This window comes from Amycolatopsis sp. NPDC049688 (assembly GCF_040674975.1).
Taxonomy (GTDB): Bacteria; Actinomycetota; Actinomycetes; order Mycobacteriales; family Pseudonocardiaceae; genus Amycolatopsis.
Genome location: NZ_JBFANY010000001.1, coordinates 535,474 through 549,840, shown reverse-complemented (window position 1 = coordinate 549,840; position 14,367 = coordinate 535,474). Strand labels below are relative to the sequence as shown.

Annotated in this window: 10 protein-coding genes; 4 read left to right on the top strand and 6 right to left on the bottom strand. The window is 73.0% G+C overall.

Annotation, left to right across the window (positions count from 1 at the left end):
* Positions 1 to 4 precede the first annotated feature (4 nt).
* The 3 genes from AB0J55_RS02360 to AB0J55_RS02350 form a co-directional block, all read right to left on the bottom strand.
* Entirely contained in the window at positions 5 to 2,620 is a 2,616-nt protein-coding gene (locus AB0J55_RS02360) for a GNAT family N-acetyltransferase (RefSeq protein ID WP_364241601.1), read from the bottom strand.
* Positions 2,621 to 2,686: 66 nt separating this feature from the next.
* Positions 2,687 to 3,097, bottom strand: a complete 411-nt coding sequence (locus AB0J55_RS02355; protein ID WP_364241598.1) for an Hsp20/alpha crystallin family protein — start codon at positions 3,095 to 3,097, stop codon at positions 2,687 to 2,689.
* A gap of 228 nt (positions 3,098 to 3,325) precedes the next feature.
* Positions 3,326 to 5,020 carry a GAF domain-containing protein gene (locus AB0J55_RS02350; RefSeq protein WP_364243380.1) on the bottom strand — a complete coding sequence of 565 codons (1,695 nt, stop codon included), beginning with the start codon at positions 5,018 to 5,020 and terminating at the stop codon, positions 3,326 to 3,328.
* Between the two features lie 145 nt (positions 5,021 to 5,165).
* Here AB0J55_RS02350 and AB0J55_RS02345 point away from each other — a divergent pair, with 145 nt between their 5' ends.
* The gene (locus AB0J55_RS02345) at positions 5,166 to 6,158 is read left to right on the top strand and encodes a hypothetical protein (protein WP_364241596.1); all 993 of its coding nucleotides are present in this window, start codon (positions 5,166 to 5,168) and stop codon (positions 6,156 to 6,158) included.
* 34 nt (positions 6,159 to 6,192) lie between these two features.
* On the opposite strand, the gene AB0J55_RS02340 is transcribed toward AB0J55_RS02345, so the two are convergent.
* Positions 6,193 to 6,831, bottom strand: coding sequence for a response regulator transcription factor (locus AB0J55_RS02340; protein WP_364241594.1), 639 nt, complete (start codon positions 6,829 to 6,831; stop codon positions 6,193 to 6,195).
* A gap of 162 nt (positions 6,832 to 6,993) precedes the next feature.
* Here AB0J55_RS02340 and AB0J55_RS02335 point away from each other — a divergent pair, with 162 nt between their 5' ends.
* From AB0J55_RS02335 to cydD, 3 genes are read left to right on the top strand one after another with little or no spacing between them, the layout of a single operon-like run.
* The gene (locus AB0J55_RS02335; RefSeq protein WP_364241592.1) at positions 6,994 to 8,394 is read left to right on the top strand and encodes a cytochrome ubiquinol oxidase subunit I; all 1,401 of its coding nucleotides are present in this window, start codon (positions 6,994 to 6,996) and stop codon (positions 8,392 to 8,394) included.
* 18 nt (positions 8,395 to 8,412) lie between these two features.
* A complete protein-coding gene (gene cydB, locus AB0J55_RS02330; RefSeq protein ID WP_364241589.1) occupies positions 8,413 to 9,432 on the top strand; it encodes a cytochrome d ubiquinol oxidase subunit II in 1,020 nt (339 codons plus the stop codon).
* Positions 9,429 to 12,758, top strand: a complete 3,330-nt coding sequence (cydD, locus tag AB0J55_RS02325; protein ID WP_364241587.1) for a thiol reductant ABC exporter subunit CydD — start codon at positions 9,429 to 9,431, stop codon at positions 12,756 to 12,758. The genes cydB and cydD overlap by 4 nt, the downstream gene beginning before the upstream one ends.
* A gap of 3 nt (positions 12,759 to 12,761) precedes the next feature.
* On the opposite strand, the gene AB0J55_RS02320 is transcribed toward cydD, so the two are convergent.
* Both AB0J55_RS02320 and AB0J55_RS02315 read right to left on the bottom strand, forming a co-directional pair.
* Positions 12,762 to 13,367, bottom strand: coding sequence for a hypothetical protein (locus tag AB0J55_RS02320; RefSeq protein WP_364241584.1), 606 nt, complete (start codon positions 13,365 to 13,367; stop codon positions 12,762 to 12,764).
* Positions 13,364 to 14,365, bottom strand: a complete 1,002-nt coding sequence (locus tag AB0J55_RS02315; protein ID WP_364241581.1) for an inorganic phosphate transporter — start codon at positions 14,363 to 14,365, stop codon at positions 13,364 to 13,366. Before AB0J55_RS02315 ends, AB0J55_RS02320 begins: the two co-directional genes overlap by 4 nt.
* Positions 14,366 to 14,367 lie beyond the last annotated feature (2 nt).

Genomic DNA, 14,367 nt, shown 5'->3' with positions numbered 1-14,367 from the left:
TCCTTCAGTCTCGCAGCCGGCGCAGGAACGGGTCTTCGGCCGCAACGGGTTGCAGGCGGGCGCGGACGTCGAGGGCCACGCAGCCGTCCGGGCGGACGCGGACGGGGTTGAGGTCCAGTTCGGCCAGCTCCGGCACCAGCTCGGCCAGCCGGTTGACCTTCAGCAGCAGCTCGCGCACCGCCGCCCGGTCCAGCCCGGACGCCCAGAGCGGCTTCGACGCGCGCAGGCCGTCGAGCAGCAGGTCCGCGTCGGCGCCGGTGAGCGGCGCGAGCCGGGCGGCGTGGTCGGCGATCAGGTCGGTGTCGACGCCGCCGAGGCCGAACACGACCAGCGGGCCGAACACCGGGTCCGAGCGCACGCCGACCAGCAGCTCGCGGCCGGGTTCGGCCATCGGCTGGACCGTCACGCCACGCAAGGCGGAGCCGAACCGGGCCCGCAGGAGCCGGAACGCCTCCACGATCCGGTCGGCCCCGTGGACGTTCAGCAGGACACCGCCGCCGGCGGTCTTGTGCAGCAGGCCGTCGGCGTCGGCTTTCAGCACGACCGGCGAGCCGAGGTCGGCGGCCGCGGCGTCCATCGAGTCACCGGCTTCGACGTAGCGGGTCTCCACCATGGGGATGCCGGCGAGGCGCAGCAGTTCGACGGCGTCCGACGGCGAGAGCCAGCCTTCACGGTCGCGGGCGAACGCCCGCAACGCGTCCGGGTCTTCGAGCGGCTCGAGGTGTTCTTCGGCCTCGGGCCGGTTCAGCCACCGCTCGTAGCGGACGAGCCGGGCCAGGACCGCGGCGGCCGCGGCGGGGTCGTCGTAGCAGGCCGTGACGCCGCGGCCGGGCACCAGCGGCGCCACCCGGGCGCGCTGGCCGGGCCGGACCGCGAAGACGGTCTTGTACTCGGGCGGGAGCACCGCGGCGAGCGACGTGCCGGGATCGCCGACCGCGGTGGGCACGGTCGCGGCGATGACCGCGTCCACGCCGTCGTCGTCGAGGACCGCGCGCAGGGCGTCGGCGAAGGCCTCGGGTGGGACGGCCGCGGTCGTGTCGACGGGGTTGCGCACCGCCGCCTCGGCGGGCAGCAACTTCGCGAGGCGGTCCCGGGTGTCCTGGGACAATTTGGCCATGACCAGGCCTTCGCGCTCGCAGGCGTCGGCAGCGAGGACCCCGGCGCCCCCGGCGTTGCTGACCACGGCCACCCGCGGGCCGCCGGGCAGGAGCTGCCAGGACAGCCCGGCGATGACGTCCACCAGCTCGGCGACGGTGTCGACGGCGATGACGCCGGCCTGTTCGAACAGCGCGTCCCGGGTGACGGCCGGGGTGGCGGCCGCGGCGGTGTGCGAGGCGGCCGCGCGCTGCGCGGTGTCGCCGCTGCCGGAGCGGACGGCGAGCACCGGGCGGGTGCGGGCGAGGCGGCGGGCCAGCCGGCTGAACTTGCGGGGGTTGCCGAACGACTCGAGGTAGAGCACGGCCAGTTCGGTGCGCAGGTCGGTGGCCCACCACATCAGCAGGTCGTTGCCGCTGACGTCGTACTTGTCCCCGGTGGAGACCAGGGTGGACATCCCGAGGCCGAGGTCGCCGAGGGACTCGGCGAGCGCGATGCCGACGCCGCCGGACTGGGTGACCACCCCGATGTTGCCCGGCCGGACCGGGGTGCCGAGGAAGGTGAGGTCGTAGGGGCACGCGGGGTCGGTGGAGACGACGCCGAGGCAGTTCGGCCCGACCAGCCGCAGGCCGTGTTCGCGGACGGCCGCGCGGACGCGCTCGCCCGCGCCGGTGCCGGTGAGCCCGGAGGAGAGGACGACGACGGCCCGGACCCCGCGTTTCCCGCACTCCTCGACCGCCTGCGCGGCGGCCGGCGCGGGCAGGCAGACCACCGCGAGTTCCGGAGTGCGGTTCAGCGCCGCGACGGACGGGACGCACCGCACTCCGAGGATCGCGTCGGCGTGCGGGTTCACCACCTCGACCGAGCCCCGGTAGCCGGAGGTGACCAGGTTGGTCAGGACCGCGTGGCCCACCGATCCCGGCCGCCGTCCGGCACCGATCACGGCGATCGAGGCCGGCTTGAACAGGTGCGCCAGGCTGGCGGCGTCGGCGACCGAGTCGCGTTCGAGGACCGCATCGAGGTAGGCGGAATCCTCTTCGAGGACCATCACCACGTCGCGCTCGGGACCGCCGACGCTGGCCTCGAAGCTCAGGCCGAGGTCCTTGAAGACGTGGATGACGTTGGCGTTCTCGGCCAGCACCTCGGCGAGGAACCGCTTCAGGCCGGTCTTGCGGGCGTGGGAGACGAGGTGTTCCATCAGCAGCGTCGCCACGCCCTGGGTGCGCACGGCCCCGTCGACCACCAGGGCGACTTCGGCGTCGCTAGAGTCGTTCAGCACCTCGTAGTTCGCCACGCCGACCAGCGCGCCACGCCGGTAGCAGCCCACGGCGTAGTGGCCGGGGCCGGCCTCGGCGGCGATCTCCGCCGCCAGCTTGTCCAGGGTGTTCGGGCGGGGGCCGAAGAACCGGAAGTAGGTGTCCCGCTGGGTGAGCCGGGTGTGCAGGGCGAGCACGTCGGCCGTGTCGGCGGGGTGCAACGGACGCACGAGCACCACGTCGCCGTGCGCGAGCAGGGCCCGGGTCATCGTTTCTCCTCGGGGCATGAGGGTGGGCGCGGCCGACCGAGGGCCGCGCCCACCGCGGAGGGTCACCTAGTTCTTGGTGACCTGGATCTTGACGTGCTTGTCGCGCGGGTGCTCCGAAACCGGCATCGATACTTCGAGGATGCCGTCGGTGTACGTCGCCTTGACCTTCGCCGGGTCGGCTCCGGCCGGCAGGCTGACCGTGCGGCTGAAGGTGCCGTAGGAGAACTCGCTGCGGCCGCCTCCGGCGGTTTCCTTCGCCTCACGCTCGGCGGAGATGGTCAGCAGCCCGTTGTGCGTGGTCACGGAGATGTGCTTCTCCGGGTCGAAGCCGGGCAGCTCCGCGCGGAGGGTGTACTTGCCGTCCTCAGTGGACTCCTCGATCCGGACCGGGTTGTGCTCGGCGAACGGCCACGGGTTCTCCAGCCACGCCGCGATGCTCGGCAACGCCAGGCGAGAGCCCGGCACCAGGGCAGTCATCCGTTCCTCCTTCCCTGCGACTTCGGGGGTCGCAGGACAAGGAGACCTCGGGGAGGTGGCCGGGCGACGCGGCCGGATTGCCCGAACCGCGAGGACCTTCGTCACCGATGCCGGGCGCGAGGAACCCGCGGCCGGCCTGACCCGCCGCAGCGGCCCCGCCCCGGCCGCTCAGCCGACCGGGTTCGGAGCTCCCGGCCGCTCAGGCGACCAGGTGTGGGCTCCCGCCGCTCAGCCGACCGGGGCCGCCCACTCGATCCTGACCCCGCCCTCGGGGCCGCTGTCCAGCGCGAACGTTCCGCCCGAGGCCTCCGCCCGGTCGCGCAGGTTGCCCAGCCCGCTCGGGGAGATCCCTTCCGCGAGTCCCTTGCCGTCGTCGGTCACGACGACGCGGACGTAGTCGTCCTTCACCGCGATCGACACCGTCACCGCCGCGGCCTCCGCGTGCCGGACCGCGTTGCTCACCGCCTCGCGCACCACCGCTTCGACGTGCTCGGCCAGCTGCGCCGGCACCGTGTCGATCGGGCCGGACATGCTGACCGTGGGCTGCAGCGGGGCGTCGTCGGTGAGCTCGGCGATCGCGTCGTGCAGCCGGTGCCGCAGCCGGACACCCGTCTCACCCGCCGCGCCACCGTGCAGGTCGAAGATCGCCGTACGGATCTCCTGCACGATCTCGTGCATCTGCTCGATGCTGTCACCCAGCCGCTTCTGCAGCTCCGGCGACTTCGTCCGCCGCTGCGTGCTCTGCATCGACAACCCGACCGCGAACAACCGCTGGATGACGTGGTCGTGCAGGTCACGGGCAATCCGGTCCCGGTCGCCCAGCACGTCCAGCTCGCGCGCGGCCCGCTGCTGCGCCGCCAGCTGCAACGCCAGTGCCGCCTGGTCGGCGAAGGACGCCACCACCGACAGCTGAGCCGCCTCGAACCCGGAGGATCCGGCCTCCCGCGCCGCGATGAGCACCCCGGTCGTCCGGTCGCCCGCCCGCAGCGGCACCACCATCGCGGGCCCGAAGCGGTGCTCGCCCAGCACGAGCTCGGGCACACTGCGTGGCGTCCGGTCCCGGTACACCGAGCCCGGCACGCTTTCTTCGAGGTCGATGTGCGTCCCCGACAGCTCCGCAGCCCGCGTACCCGCGCACACCGTCACGGTGAGGTCGTCGACGGCGTCGCCCCAGTCCTCGTCGACGTCGAGGCGCCCGGAGTTGGGGAGCGCGAGCATCGTGACATCCGACCCGGTCAGCTCCAGCGCCCGGCTGGCGATCAGGTTGAGCGCCTCCGCCGGATCGGTACCGCCGAGCAGCTCCGTGGTCACCTCGCTGGTCGCGGCCAGCCACTGCTGCCGGATCCGCGCCTGCTCGTAGAGGTGCGCGTTCTCGATCGCGATGCCGGCCGCGGCGGCCAACGCCTGCACGACGACCTCGTCGTCGTCGGTGAACGGCTCCCCGTTCTTCTTCTCGGTCAGGTACAGCCGGCCGAACACCTCGTCGCGCACCCGCACCGGAACGCCGAGGAACGTGTGCATCGGCGGGTGGTGCGCCGGGAAGCCCACCGAGGCCGGGTGAGCGGAGATCTCCTCGAGCCGGAGCGGTTTCGCCTCGTCGATGACCACCCCGAGCACACCGTGCCCCTCGGGCAGGTCACCGATCAGCCGGCGGGCTTCGTCGTCGATGCCGACGTAGATGAACTCGGCCAGGGAACCGTCCTCGGCCAGCACCCCCAGCGCGCCGTACTTCGCCTCGCCCAGCTCGATGGCCGCCTGCACGATCCGCGTCAGCGTCGTGTCCAGCTCCAGCCCCGAGGCGACGGCCAGCACCGCGTCGAGCAGCCCGTCCATCTTGTCCCGGGTACCGATCAGCAGCTCGATCCGGTCCTGCAGGTCACGCAGCAGCTCGCGCAGCCGCAGGCCGGACAGCGTGCCCGCCATCCGCCGCGGCTCCTGCCCGGCTTCGCTCACAAGGCCTCCGCATCATCAGTGACTTTGTCCCCTTTCCGCGGCACCGCGAGGCGAGAGACCGTCGAAAGAAGCTTTTGAACCACAGTGTGCCGCACCGCGGTACCAAGGGGAGACCATGACACTACCCATCACTTCGATCGGCTTGCTGGACCCCGATCAGGTGAAGTCCGTCATCGGCGCTGCGGTGCTGGCGCCGTCGACGCACAATACCCAGCCCTGGCGCTTCCGCTGCAGCCCCGAGGGCCTGGAGCTGCACGCCGACCCCGGCCGCGCCCTGCCCGTGGCCGACGCCGACCGGCGCGAGCTGCTGCTCTCCTGTGGTGCGGCCCTGTTCAACCTGCGCACGGCCATCCACGCACTGGGTGCCCACCCCGCCACGACGCTGTTCCCCCGGCGCGACGACCCGACGCTGCTGGCCGTGGTCCGGCCGTTCGCGGCCCGCCGTCCCGACCCCCGCCTGGTCGAACTGGCGGACGCGATCCCCCGCCGTCACACGAACCGGACGCCGTTCGAAGCGGGCACGATCCCGGTGTCCGTGGTCGCCGAGCTGCGCCACGCCGCGGAGGTCGAGCAGGCGTGGCTGCCGCGGCTGAGCGGGCAGCAGCTGGAGGGCCTGCGCGAGCTGGTCCACAAAGGGCACCACGCCCAGCTCACGGACCCGGCGTTCCGGTCCGAGTGGCAGCGGTGGACCGGGCGCGGCCCGGACAGCCGCGACGGCGTCCCGGAGTACGCGGCCGGGTCGATGCCCTCCGACAACGGCGGCTGGGTACTGCGCGACTTCGGCTCCCGGGACCGCGGCCGGCCCGACGGCTCCCAGCCTCTGGTCGTGGTCATCGGCTCGTTCGACGACACGAGGGCGGACCAGCTGCGGGCCGGTCAGGCGATGCAGCGGGTCCTGCTGACGGCGACCGTGGCCGGGCTCGACGCGTCGTTCATCTCCCAGCCGGTCGAGGTCCCGGCGGTCCGGGCGGAGCTGCGCCGGCTGCTGGGCGGCGGGCTGTGGCCGCAGATCGTGCTGCGCCTCGGCCGGGGCGCGCCGGTGCCGTGGACACCGCGGCGCTCGCTGGCGGACGTCCTGATCGAACCGTCGCCGTTGGGTTCCCGGTGAGGTGAACGCGAACGCGCGATCCGGCCGGAGCCGCTCAGCCGCCCTGGTTGCGCAGTTCGGTGGCCAGGACCGCGGCCTGCGTGCGCCGCTCCATGCCCAGCTTGGTCAGCAGCCGGGAGACGTAGTTCTTGACGGTCTTCTCGGCCAGGAACATCCGCTCCGAAATCTGCCGGTTGGTCAGGCCCTCGCCGATCAGCTCCAGCAGCTTGCGCTCCTGGTCCGACAGGTCGGCCAGCGGGCCTTTCTTCGCTTGGCTGTCGCGCAGCTTCGCCATCAGCGCCGCGGCCGCGTGGGCGTCGAGCAGGGACTTGCCCGCGCCGACCTCGTGGACCGCCGAGACCAGGTCCATGCCCTTGATGTCCTTGATGACGAACCCGCTCGCGCCGGCCATCACCGCGTCCAGCATCGCCTGCTCGTCGGTGAAGGAGGTCAGCATCAGGCACTTGAGCTCGGGGAGCTTGGAGCGCAGCTCGCGGGCCAGCTCGATGCCGTTGCCGTCGGGCAGCCGGACGTCCAGCACGGCCACGTCCGGGTTCAGGGCCGGGATGCGGGCCAGTGCCTGCGACACGCTGCCGGCCTGGCCGACGACGGTGAGGTTCTCGTCCTCGTCCAGCAGGTCGGCGACGCCACGGCGGACGACCTCGTGATCGTCGACGAGGAACACACGGAGCATGGACAACCTCCCGGGTACGGATCCGACACGCTCAGCGTACGACCGCAAGACCCCGCGCGGCAGGGACCCGTGACCGTCCCGGAAGTGACCAAGGACCCTAAGGCCGGGCACCGTCGGCACCGGATGCTCACCGGGTAACCCGCGAACGAGCAGGAGAACCGGATGAGCGCCCTGGACCTCGCCCGATGGCAGTTCGGGATCACCACCGTCTACCACTTCATCTTCGTCCCGCTGACCATCGGGCTGTCCTTCCTGGTCGCCGGGATGCAGACGGCCTGGGTGCGCACCGGCAACGACCGCTACCGCCGGATGACGAAGTTCTGGGGGAAGCTGTTCCTCATCAACTTCGCCATGGGCGTGGCGACCGGCATCGTGCAGGAGTTCCAGTTCGGGATGAACTGGTCGGACTACAGCACCTTCGTCGGCGACATCTTCGGCGCGCCCCTGGCCATCGAGGGCCTGCTCGCGTTCTTCCTCGAGTCGACGTTCCTGGGCCTGTGGATCTTCGGCTGGGACAAGCTGCCGAAGAAGCTCCACCTCGCGACGATCTGGCTCGCCTCGATCGGCACCGTCCTCTCGGCGTACTTCATCCTCGCCGCCAACTCCTGGATGCAGCACCCGGTCGGCTCGATCGTGAACCCGGCGACCGGCCGTGCGGAGCTGAAGGACTTCGGCGCCGTGCTCACCAACTCGACGGCGGTCGGGGCCTTCGCGCACACCATCACCGCGTGCTTCCTCACCGCCGGCATGTTCGTCGTCGGCATCAGCGCCTGGCAGCTCCGCAAAGGCAACGCGGCGGACGTCTACCGGCCGTCGATGAAGCTCGCCCTAGTCACCGTCCTGATCGCCAGCCTCGGCGTGATCGTCACCGGTGACCTGCAAGCCCGGCTGATGACCCAGCAGCAGCCGATGAAGATGGCCGCCGCCGAAGCCCTCTACGACACCGTCGCCCCCGCCTCGTTCTCGCTGTTCACCATCGGCTCCCTCGACGGCTCGCAGGAGAAGTTCAGCATCCGCGTTCCCGGCGTTCTGTCCTTCATGGCCACCGGGAAGTTCGACGGTCAGGTCGAGGGCATCAACGACCTCCAGACCGCCGAACAGCAGCAGTACGGGCCCGGCGAGTACCGGCCGAACATCCCCGTCAGCTACTGGACGTTCCGCCTCATGATCGGCTTCGGCTTCCTCTGCCTGCTCATCTCGCTGGCCGGGCTCTGGCTGTTCCGCCGCGGCCGCACCCCGCGCGCCCGCTGGTTCTTCCCCGCCGCCACCGCCGGGATCGCCCTGCCGTTCCTGGCCAACAGCGTCGGCTGGATCTTCACCGAGATGGGCCGCCAGCCGTGGTCGGTCTTCGGGGTCCTCAAAACCGCCGACTCCGTCTCCCCCACCGTCCCCGCGAGCAGCGTGCTCACCTCGCTGATCGTGTTCACCCTGCTCTACGGCGTGCTCGCGGTCGTCGACGGCGTCCTGATGGTCCGCTACGCCAAGGCCGGTCCCCCACCGCCGGAGGCATCCAGCGAAGACACCGATTCCGACGAGCCGCGGCCCGCGGCCTTCGCCTACTGAGACGCCGGAGACCCCGCCATGGCCCTCACCGACATCTGGTTCCTGCTCATCGCGGTCCTCTGGACCGGCTACTTCGTCCTCGAAGGCTTCGACTTCGGCGTCGGCACGCTGCTGCGCGTCCTCGGCCACGACGACACCGACCGCCGCGTGCTGATCAACACGATCGGCCCGGTCTGGGACGGCAACGAGGTCTGGCTGCTCGTCGCCGGCGGCGCCACCTTCGCCGCCTTCCCGCTCTGGTACTCGAGCCTGTTCTCCGGCTTCTACCTGGCGCTGCTGCTCGTGCTCGTCGCGCTGATCCTGCGCGGGGTCGCGTTCGAGTTCCGCGGCAAGCTCGACAGCCCCCGCTGGCGCAACACCTGGGACTGGATCATCGTCTTCGGCTCCGCCGCCCCCGCCCTGCTGTGGGGCGTCGCCTTCGGCAACATCGTCCACGGCGTCCCCCTCGACGCCCAGCACCACTTCACCGGCACGCTCTTCACCCTCCTCAACCCCTACGCCCTGCTCGGCGGGCTGGCCACGCTCAGCCTCTTCACCTTCCACGGCGCGGTGTTCCTGACCCTGAAGACGACCGACGCCCTCCGCGACCGGGCTCGCACGCTGGCCCGCGCGCTCGGCGGCACGGCGATCGTGTTCGGCGGCGTCTTCCTCGCCTACACCGCGATCGAGCACGGCGGCTGGGCGTGGCTGACGTCGGCCCTCGCCGCGCTGCTGCTGGTCGCGGCGGTGCTGTTCGCCGCGGCCGAGCGCGACGGGTACGCCTTCGCCAGCACCGCCGCCGCGATCATCGCGGTCACCTTCACCCTGTTCTGGTCGCTGTACCCGAACGTGCTGCCCTCGACGACCGACCCGGCGTTCGGCCTGACCACCACGAACGCCTCCTCGACGCCGTACACGCTGCAGATCATGACCTGGGTCGCGGTCGCCTTCACCCCGATCGTGCTGGCCTACCAGGCCTGGACGTACTGGGTGTTCCGCAAGCGGATCAGCCGGGCGTCGATCCCGGCGGGCGGCGGCCTGCCCGTGGTCCGCCGGTGAAACCCCTCGACCCGCGGCTGCTGCGCCACGCGAGCGCGGTCCGCCCGTTCGTCCTCGCCTGCGCCGCACTCGGCGTGCTCACCGCGATGCTGGTGCTCGCCCAGGCGGAACTGCTGGCCAAGACGATCACCTGGGCGTTCCTCGACGGTCTTTCGCTCCACAGCCTGGTGCTGCCGCTCGGCCTGCTGACCGCGGTCGTCCTGGCGCGGGCCGGGATCACCTGGCTGGCCGAGACGACCGCGCACCGCGCCGCCGCCCGGGCTCTCTCGCAGCTGCGGGAGACGGTCATCGCGGCCGCGCTGCGGATCGGGCCCCGGCGGGCGGACCGCTCCCCCGCCGAGGTCGCGGCCCTGGCGACGCACGGCGTCGACCGGCTGGAGGGCTACTTCTCGCGCTACCTGCCGCAGCTGCTGATCGCGGCGGTCGTGCCGTTGGTCGTCGGCGTGCGGATCCTGGCCGCCGACTGGGCGGCCGCGGTGATCGTCGGCCTCACGGTGCCGCTCATCCCGGTGTTCATGATCCTCATCGGGCTCTACACCCAGCGCGACGTCCAGCGGCAGTGGAAGACGCTTTCCGTGCTGGGCAACCACTTCCTCGACCTCGTTGCCGGCCTCGCCGAGCTGACCGCGTTCGGGCGAGCGCGGGCCCAGATCCGGTCGCTGCGCGAGATCACCGAGAAGTACCGCACCCAGACCCTGCGCACCCTGCGCGTCGCGTTCCTGTCCGCCCTCGCCCTCGAGCTCCTGGCCACCCTGTCGGTCGCGGTCGTCGCCGTGTCGATCGGCCTGCGGCTGCTGGCCGGCGAACTCGACCTCCAGACCGCGCTCGTCGTGCTGATCCTCGCGCCCGAGGTCTACCTGCCGCTGCGGGCGGTCGGCGCCCGGTTCCACGACAGCGCCGAAGGCCTCGCCGCGGCCGAAGAGATCATCGCCCTCGCCGACACACCCACCGGCGACACCGGCACCCGCACAGTCCCCGACCTCACCCGCGTGGCGGTGCGCTGCGAGGACGTCACGGTCGAGGGCCGGTCCGGACCGGTTCTCGACGGCTTCAGCCTGCGCCTGCCGCCCGGCGAGGTCGTCGGCGTGACCGGCCCGAGCGGGGCGGGCAAGTCGACGCTGCTCGACCTGCTGCTGGGCTGGCGCCGTCCCGACGCCGGCCGGATCATGGTGGGCGGCACCGACCTCGCCGACGTCGGCCGCGTGACCTGGCACCGGCACCTGGCGTGGGTGCCGCAGCAGCCCCACCTGGTCGCCGGGACGGTGGCGGAGAACATCCGCCTCGGCTCGCCCGACGCGACCGAAGACGAAGTGCTCGCCGCCGCCGACACCGCGGCGCTCGACGTCTCGCTGTCCACCGTGGTCGGTGAGCTGGGCGCCGGGCTGTCGACCGGGCAGCGCCGCCGCGTCGCGCTGGCCAGGGCGGTGCTGCTCGACCGGCCGCTGATCCTGCTGGACGAGCCGACCGAGGGCGTCGACGCGGAGACCGAGGCGGCCATCCTGGAGCGGCTGCCGAAGGTCCTCGCCGGGCGGACCGCGGTGATCGTCAGCCACCACCCGGCGGTGCTGGCCCGCTGCGACCGCGTCGTCTCCCTGGGCGAGCCGGTCACCGTGGCCACGCCGCCGGCCGCGGTGTCGCCACGGCCGATCTCACGGCCTTCCGCTGCTCCGGCTCTCGTTTCCTCCACAGTGGACGTTCCCCGGTGGCGGCCGCTGCGCGAGGCGATCCGGCCGCACCGGCTCCGGCTGGTCCTGGCCTGCCTGGCCGCGACGGCGGCGCTGGGCTCCGGAGTCGCCCTCACGGCGACGTCGTCGTGGCTGATCGCGAGCGCGGCCCTGCACCCACCGGTGCTGAGCCTGATGGTGGCGATCGTCGCGGTCCGGACGTTCGGCCTGGCCAAAGGCATCTTCCGCTACGTCGAACGACTGCTGTCCCACGACGTCGCCCTGCGCGCGCTGGCGGAGCTGCGGGTGCGAGTGTGGGCGCAGCTGGTCCGGATCGGCCCGGCGGGCACCGCACGCCTGCGCCGCGGCGACCTGTTGCACCGGCTGGTGTCCGATGTGGACAGCCAGCAGGACGTCCTGGTGCGCGGCCTGGTCCCGGGGGTGTCGACGTTCGTGGTCCTGTCGGCGACCGCGGCCACGCTCGGGCTCGTCCTGCCGGGCGCCGGCCTCGCCGCGGCGGCCGGCCTGGCCGTCGCCGGTGTGCTGGCGCCCGCGGTCGCCGCCCTCGCGGCTCGCAAGGCGCAGCGCGAAACGGCGCGGCTGCGCGCGGACCTGACGGCGGGCACGGTGGAGCTGCTGCAGGCGTCGGCCGACCTGATCACCCACGACGCGGCGGCCCGGCGCCACGCCCGGCTGCGCGAGCTCGACGGCGTCTTGACGGCCCTCCAGCGGCGGTCGGCGGCGTGGCGGGGCCTGGGCAGCGGGATCGCCGCGCTGGGGGTCGGGCTGACGTCGGTGACGTGCCTGGCACTGGGCATCGTGGCGGCGGTCCCCGGGCCGGCGCTGGCGGTGCTGGCGCTGACGCCACTGGCGGCGGCCGAGCTGGTGGCGGGGTTGCCCGAGGCGGCTCAGCGGCTGCTCGGGGCCTCGGGCTCCGCGCGCCGGCTGGCGGAACTGGACGCGCTCCCGGCGCCGTCCCCGGCCACCGCTGCGGCACCGATGGCTTCGAACCTGGCGGCCGAGCACCTGTCGGTCCGCTGGCCGGGTGCCCCGGTCGACGCGGTCGAGGACGTGAACCTCCGCATCGGCGACGGCCGCCGGATCGTCCTGACGGGCCGCTCGGGCGCGGGCAAGAGCACGGTGATCGCGGCGTTGCTGCGGTACCTGGACCCGTCGGCGGGCCGCGTCCTGCTGGACGAGGGGAACACGCTGGCCTACGACGGCGACTCGGTCCGGGAGCGCATCGCCTGGTGCGGCCCGGACACGCACCTGTTCGACAGCACGCTGCGGGAGAACCTCCGCCTGGCCCGGCCTTCGGCCACCGACGACGAGCTGCGGAGCTCTCTCGGCCAGGCCCAGCTTTCATGGTGGCTCTCCCAGCTGCCGGACGGCCTCGACACGGCACTGGGTACGCACGGAACGCCGGTTTCCGGAGGTGAGCGCCAGCGCCTGGGCGTGGCCCGCGCGTTGCTTTCGGACCGCCCGATCCTGCTGCTGGACGAACCGACGGCCCACCTCGACGCCCCGACGGCGGCAGCGCTGGCGGCCGATGTGCTGAAGGCGACCGAGGGCCGGTCGGCGCTCGTGGTGACGCACCGGCCGGCGGAGTTCGCCGAGCTGCCGGCGGTCGATCTGTCCCGCAGCGCGGCCGGGGTGCGCTGATCCTCAGGAGATCTTGCAAACGGCGTACCAGGTGCGCCGCCCCAGCCGCTGGACGGCCAGCGCGAGGTGCTCGGCCCGGCGGTACAGCTCCCGCAGCCGCATCTCGCGCCGCGGGTCCGGTTCGGTCTCCAGCTCCGCGATCGCCCGGCGGTACGCGTGTTCCGCGGCCTCCAAAGAGGACAGTGCCGCGTCGGCCTCCCCCGCGGCTTCGGTGCGGGGCAGGGTGTCCACGGCCTTGTGCAGCATGTCGAACGCGGTGACGACGGTGAGGACCATGGCCGTGAGGTGCTCGTCCGGCTGCGTGCGGGACAAGTCGGATTCGCGGACGAGCATGTACGCCGCCTCGGCGATCTCCCCGAGCCGCTCGGCCAGCTCGAACACGTCCTCGGCCTCGATCGGCGTGCTGAACGCCTCCCGCACGGCCACCAGCACCTGACGGCGCTCGCCCGCCTGCACCAGCAACGGCGTGCGCAGCTCGCCGCCGGTCGGCAGGCCGCGGGCCCAGCCCGCCAGCGCGGTCAGCAGCTCGGCGACCGTGTCGGCCTGGTCGCGCAGCAGCCCGAGCACGTCCGGGTTGTGCGGCAGGAACCACGTCTTGGGCAGCTTCATGCCCACCACCTCCACAACGGGAGCGCGGCCGCGCCCAGCACGGCACACGCCGGCAGGGTGATCAGCCACGCGGAACAGATTTCGCCCACCACGGCCCACCGCACGTGGTGGACGCGGCGGCTCGCGCCGGCCCCGACCACCGAGGCGGCGACGACGTGGGTCGTGCTGACCGGCGCCCCGGCCGCCGCCGCGGCGAGGATCACCGCGGCCGAGCTGCCCTGGCTCGCCAGGCCGTCGGCCGGGCGCATCCGGTAGATGCCGCGCCCGACGGTCCGGACGACCCGCCAGCCCCCGGACGCGGTGCCGAGGGTCAGGGCCGCCGCCGCGGCGAGCTTGACCCACAGCGGAACGGCAAAGGCCTCGAGGTGCCCGGTCGAGACGAGCAGGAGCGTGATGACCCCCATGGACTTCTGGGCGTCGTTCGCGCCGTGGCTGAAGGCCAGCGCCCCGGCGGTCAGCCACTCCGCGCGCCGGAGCACGGTGTCGACCCCGCGGCGTGCCCGGCGCAGCGCCCGCCGCACCAGCAGGTCGGCGGCCGCGCCGAGGCCGGCGCCCAGGATCGGCGACAGGGCCAGCCCGGCCAGCACCCCGAGCACACCGGAGACGTGCAGGCCGTCGAGCCCGCCCCAGCGCACCCCGGCGAACCCGCTCGCCCCGACCAGGCCGCCGACCAGCGCGTGCGACGAGCTGGCCGGCAGTCCCCGCCACCAGGTGAGCAGGTTCCAGGCGATGCCGGCGGTGACGGCCGCGCCGACCGCGGGCAGCACGTCCGCGGCCGGCAGCCGGACCACCCCGCCGACGGTGTCGGCGACCGTCGTCCCCGCCAGCAGCGGTCCTGCGACGTGGCAGCCCGCCGCCAGCAGCAGGGCCGCGCCCGGAGTGGCCGCGCGGGTCGCGACCAGCGCGGCCACCGAGTTCGCCGAGTCGTGGAAACCGTTGGTGAAGTCGAAGACCAGGGTGATCGCGATCGCCGCGGCCAGGACGGCCGCGGCGGTCACGC

Coding starts and splice junctions, on each gene's coding strand:
- AB0J55_RS02360 (WP_364241601.1), bottom strand. CDS start 2,620: ATGACCCGGGCCCTGCTCGCGCACGGCGACGTGGTGCTCGTGCGTCCG.
- AB0J55_RS02355 (WP_364241598.1), bottom strand. CDS start 3,097: ATGACTGCCCTGGTGCCGGGCTCTCGCCTGGCGTTGCCGAGCATCGCG.
- AB0J55_RS02350 (WP_364243380.1), bottom strand. CDS start 5,020: ATGGCGGGCACGCTGTCCGGCCTGCGGCTGCGCGAGCTGCTGCGTGAC.
- AB0J55_RS02345 (WP_364241596.1), top strand. CDS start 5,166: ATGACACTACCCATCACTTCGATCGGCTTGCTGGACCCCGATCAGGTG.
- AB0J55_RS02340 (WP_364241594.1), bottom strand. CDS start 6,831: ATGCTCCGTGTGTTCCTCGTCGACGATCACGAGGTCGTCCGCCGTGGC.
- AB0J55_RS02335 (WP_364241592.1), top strand. CDS start 6,994: ATGAGCGCCCTGGACCTCGCCCGATGGCAGTTCGGGATCACCACCGTC.
- cydB (WP_364241589.1), top strand. CDS start 8,413: ATGGCCCTCACCGACATCTGGTTCCTGCTCATCGCGGTCCTCTGGACC.
- AB0J55_RS02320 (WP_364241584.1), bottom strand. CDS start 13,367: ATGAAGCTGCCCAAGACGTGGTTCCTGCCGCACAACCCGGACGTGCTC.